Genomic DNA, 1,280 nt, shown 5'->3' on the forward strand with positions numbered 1-1,280 from the left:
CGCTTCCGCTTTTCTAATTGTTATGTACTCTATTCGCTCTCCTTAATTCCAATCCTTCAAGGCTGACAAAACTAGAAGCGTTTCGTCAAAGTAAGAAAAAATTTTTATTATTTCTCCCTTTCTTTCGACATTTTCGTCTCGCATGGAAACCCCATTACTGTGCAAACTAATAAGCGGAGGTGCGGTATTTTGAATAAAAAGGAAAAACATACGAGAAATCAACCAAAAAAGCAGGAAGAAACTAGAACCGGCTATGGAAATAAAAAACTTGAAGGACCCAATCGTCCATCAACATAACAAAGTATTTTTTCCATTTCACAGCCAAAAGGTGGAAGACAGCATTCGTGTTGAATTCCATTTTTTGGCTATCTTTTCATTTCCACGATTTCTTTTAAGTTAATAGCCTTCTTTATTTGAGCTTGTTTATTTATATACCATTCTGTCAATTCGATTGGGTGAATATGCTCCACATTTTCCTTTAACCATTTTCTTTTTAATCTTTTATTTTTGGACCAGTCTTCTGCCTTATGTTTTCTTTGCTTTATTAATGGGAATGTACATCGTAAAAATGGAGTCGTTCTTTTAGGCCGATCTTTAAAATAAAATTCATAATCATACCTGGAGCCAGTGTGAACGGTCCGCTTTGCGAATTCGTAAAAGGAAGGATATAACTCCTTTTGAAATAGAATATCGGCAAGGCGCTTACCTAGATCGATTCTTTTAGATAACGATATAAAACCATTTACACTCGCACCAAATAGCTGCCCATCACATGTTGGAAAGATAACGGAGCTATAATGAAACCAATCCTGAAGCAGGAACAGCGGAGTTTGAAAAACTTTCCTTCTATAGGCTGGATGCTTTATAACAGGCTTCTGAATGATATTTTGTTCGTTAATGATTTGTGAAATCATCAGTCTTTTTATACATCTGCGGTCCCAAAAAAGCCGCCATTCCTTAACCATATATGAAGATACATGGAAATATCTTAATAAATGAAACATTGGACGATTCATTTTCGTCGAATATTGATAGAGCAGCAATTGCGGAAATGCATCTTGAAAAATAAGCCAGTTGGCCCGCTCATAAGTTAGGAACAGTTTTTTTCTTAATTGTTTATTTATTATTTTTGAAAACCATTTACCTTCGAGATCACACATATTCCATCCAGCATTTCGGGACACCATGCTTGCAAGGAATGACCAAATAATTTCGGGATTTCGATTATAATAATGAAAATAGGCATCTGTCCGGGAAATATTATCAGCATTGTACTTTTG

Annotated in this window: 1 protein-coding gene; it reads right to left on the minus strand. The window is 35.5% G+C overall.

The window, feature by feature from the left end:
• Window positions 1-365 precede the first annotated feature (365 nt).
• Window positions 366-1,280: DUF2515 family protein (locus V7164_RS11145; protein WP_335354099.1), on the minus strand; the 915-nt coding region annotated here is incomplete at its 5' end.

It is taken from the genome of Bacillus sp. JJ1474 (genome assembly GCF_036965225.1).
Lineage (GTDB): Bacteria > Bacillota > Bacilli > Bacillales > Cytobacillaceae > Cytobacillus.